The organism is Pseudomonas sp. PA-1-6B (genome assembly GCF_021609545.1).
Lineage (GTDB): Bacteria > Pseudomonadota > Gammaproteobacteria > Pseudomonadales > Pseudomonadaceae > Aquipseudomonas > Aquipseudomonas fluorescens_BV.
The window spans coordinates 1-3,634 of the sequence record NZ_WJZM01000106.1 but is presented as its reverse complement, the minus strand read 5'-3'; the positions used below and the strand labels follow the sequence as shown (position 1 = coordinate 3,634).

2 protein-coding genes are annotated in these 3,634 nt (G+C 61.4%); both read right to left on the bottom strand.

Features of this window, described 5'->3' with window-relative positions:
• Positions 1–210 precede the first annotated feature (210 nt).
• The gene (locus GIV35_RS26985; protein ID WP_236265876.1) at positions 211–2,169 is read right to left on the bottom strand and encodes a MacB family efflux pump subunit; all 1,959 of its coding nucleotides are present in this window, start codon (positions 2,167–2,169) and stop codon (positions 211–213) included.
• A 3-nt stretch (positions 2,170–2,172) separates the two neighbouring features.
• Positions 2,173–3,324, bottom strand: a complete 1,152-nt coding sequence (gene macA / locus GIV35_RS26980; RefSeq protein ID WP_236265877.1) for a macrolide transporter subunit MacA — start codon at positions 3,322–3,324, stop codon at positions 2,173–2,175.
• Positions 3,325–3,634 lie beyond the last annotated feature (310 nt).

The following is a 3,634-nucleotide window of genomic DNA, read 5'->3' as shown; positions in this document are numbered from 1 at the left end:
CACATTGGATCGCGGGGCATCAGTTATATCTGTGTCGGCTGCCAGGCCGTCACGGGAGCAAGCTCCCTCGCCACAGATTTAGCGTCGTGCCGAAGTTGTGTAGATACCTATGCTGCGATAGCGGTGGGTCAGCAACTCTGGGGAGGCTGTCACGCCGCTATCGCAGGCAAGCCAGCTCCCACAGGTTTGAGCGCCGTTGGGTGGTCCGGATCAGTCCCGGGCCAGTGCTTCTATCGGGTCCAACCGCGCCGCATTCCGCGCCGGTACAAAACCAAACACAATGCCGATCAACGTCGAACAGGCAAACGCGGTAATGATCGAGCCCACCGAAAACACCATCTCCCACTCCTTCACAAACAGCGAAAACAGGTAGCCGATGGCGTAGGACAACGAGATCCCGATGACCCCGCCGATCAGGCACACCATCACCGCCTCCACCAGAAACTGCTGGCGAATATCCGATTGCCGCGCCCCCACCGCCATGCGAATCCCGATTTCACGGGTGCGCTCGGTGACCGACACCAGCATGATATTCATCACACCAATACCGCCCACCAGCAAAGAAATCACCGCAATCAACGACAGCAACAGCGCGAGGGAGCGGCTGGTTTTCTGCACCGTCTGCATGATGCTGTCGAGGTTGTTGGTGAAGAAATCCTTGGTGCCGTGGCGTTGCAGCATGAGCTTATTGACGTTGTCTTCCACCACCTTGCTCGGCTGGCCGTCCTTGATCCGCACGGTGATGCTGTCCAGATGACGCTGGCCCAGCAGACGGCCCGCCGCGGTTTCGTATGGCACCCACACGTTCAGGGCCTTGCTGGCGGCAAACATGTTTTTATTGTCCGCCGTCACCCCGATCACCGTGCACGGCAGGTTGCCTATCAGGATCACCTGGCCCAGCGGGTCGATGTTGGGCCCGAACAGGCGCTGGCGAGTATTGTGGTCGATCACCACCACCTGGGCCTGGCGCCGCGCATCGCTTTCGCTGAAGGCAATGCCGGCTTCAAGCTTGAGGCCCTTGACCTTGAAGTAGCGGTCACTGACACCATTGACCTGTGCATCCACGTCGATGTTGCCAAAGCGCAGCATCAGGTTGCGGCCCACCACCGGCGTGGCGCTGTCGACGTAATACAGCTGGTTCAGCGCGTCCACATCCGAGGGCATCAGCGTCTGGATCGCCGAGGCTCGACTGTCGCCAAAGCTGGTGCCGGAAAAGATATCGATGGTGTTGCTGCCAATCGCCTGGATGTCCTTGAGCACATAGCGCTTGGCGCCTTCGCCGATGGCCGAGATCGACACCACCGAGGTGATGCCGATGACAATCCCGAGCATGGTCAGCAAGGTGCGCATGCGGTGGGAGATCAGCGCCACCCACGCCATGTTGAACGCTTCCTTGAACAGCCCCAGGCTCGCCACCAGGCGCCGCGCCCCGCTGCGTCGGGGCTCGACCGGCGCCTCGACGGGCAATTCCAGGCCAACGCTGTCGTTGGCCTTGTCGCTGATGATCTCGCCATCACACACCTCGACAATGCGCTGGGCGTTCGCCGCGACTTTGGGGTCGTGGGTGACGATAATCACCGTGTGCCCCGCCGCGTGCAGTTCGGCGAGGATGCGCATCACCTCCTTGCCGCTGTGGGTGTCGAGGGCGCCGGTGGGTTCGTCGGCCAGGATCACTTCACCGCCATTCATCAAGGCCCGCGCGATACTCACCCGCTGCTGTTGACCGCCAGACAGTTGGCTGGGCCGATGGCTGGTGTGGCCCGACAGGCCCAGGCGTGCCAGCAGTTCCCCGGCGCGGCTATGGCGCTGGCTTTGCGAGGTGCCGGCGTAGATCGCCGGCATCTCCACGTTGTGCAAAGCGCTCAGGTGCGCGAGCAAATGGTAACGCTGGAAGATAAACCCGAAGTAATCGCGCCGCAGCTCTGCCAGTTGCTCATCGCCCAGGGAGCGGGTTTCGATGCCATTGATCTTGTAGCTGCCGGCGGTGGCGTAATCCAGGCCACCGAGGATGTTCATCAGGGTCGATTTACCCGAACCGGAGGCGCCGATAATCGCCAGCATTTCCCCGGCATGGATGGTCAGGTCGATGCCCTTGAGCGCGATGAACTCACGCTCGCCGGCCATGAAGCTGCGGGTGATGCCCTTGAGTTCCAACAGAGGCTGGGTCATGACTCAACTCCCCGCCACGTCAGGTGTAGCATCACCGATCACCACGGTATCGCCCTCGGCCAGGCCGTCCAGGATCTGCACCTTGACGTTGTTATTGATACCGGTCTTCACCGTGCGGGCGACCGCCTTGCCCTTGGCATCCAGCACCCGCACTTCGTAGCGGCCATCGGCATTGCGCACGCCCAGCGCCGCCACGGGCACCATCAGCGCGGCCTGGGCGGTGTCGAGCACGATGCGCACCTGGGCGGTCATGGCGATGCGCAGGCGGTGCTCTGGGTTGGGCACGTCGAACAGCGCGTTGTAAAACACCGCGGTGTTTTGCTTCGGTGTACCGGCGGTCTGGGTTTCCAGGAAGTTCTGCGGCGCCGGCTCGGTGCCGCGCAGCTTGGCGTAATAGCGCTTGTCCGCCTCGCCGAGAATGGTGAAGTACACCTGCTGGCCGGGGCTGATATGAATCACATCCGCTTCCGACACTTGGGCCTTGACGGTCATGGTGTCCAGGTCTGCCAGCTTGAGCAGCACGGGCGCCAACTGGCTGGCAATCACGGTCTGGCCTTCCTGGGTGACGATGCCCACCACGTCGCCGTCGATGGGAGCGTTGATGCGGGTATAGGCCAGGTTGACCTTGGCGGTGTCGATCTGGATGTGCGCGCTTTTGATCTGTGCGTCCAGGGACAGCAGGTTGGCCTGCTGCACCTGGTAGGTCGATTCGGCGTCTTCGAAATCCTGGCGCGACACCGACTCATCGGCCTGCAAGCCTTTGTAGCGCTCATATACGGACCTGGCCTGCTTGAGCTGCGCGGCCGTCGCCCGGCGTTGGGCCTGGAGGTTTTCTTCATCGACCTGGGCTTTGCGCAGGGTGTTCTGCAGGATCAAGGGGTCGATTTCAGCCAGCCATTGGCCCTTCTTTACCTTGTCGCCAACTTTGACTTTCAGCGACTTGAGCTGGCCAGAGACCTGGGCACCGACGTCGACTTGTTTGACGCCTTCGAGCAGGCCGGTGGCCAATACCGCGTTTTCGATATCGCCGCGTTCGGCGGTCGCGGTGAGGTATTGGGGGGCGTCGGCGGGGGCGTTTACGGTGTAGATGGCCAGGCCGATTGCGACGGCCACTGAAGCCAGAATGCCGATTTTGCGGAGTTTAGACGTTTGCATGGTTGGCTTCTTGATTGAGTACAAATATGGTTGCGCGCTGACGCTGGCCTGGGTAAAGACCTGACAGCCGACCCCTGTCTACCTGACACCCCTCGGTCCAAATGTGGGAGCTGGCTTGCCTGCGATGGCGGCCTTCTGGTCGACCATTTAGTTGGGTTGGAATGCGTACATATCCATTGCTGCGGTAACGGCCACCTAGGGTTCCGCTCTGACAGCGGCTCACTTTTGAAAAGCGCAAAAGTAAGCAAAACGCTCTTGCCCCACCACTCGGCACCTCGCCTAGGCTCGGTGTGCCCGTAATCCGCCAGTG

Bases quoted from the DNA above. Each gene is read 5' to 3' on its own strand.
- macA (WP_236265877.1), bottom strand. From the start codon at position 3,324: ATGCAAACGTCTAAACTCCGCAAAATCGGCATTCTGGCTTCAGTGGCC.
- GIV35_RS26985 (WP_236265876.1), bottom strand. From the start codon at position 2,169: ATGACCCAGCCTCTGTTGGAACTCAAGGGCATCACCCGCAGCTTCATG.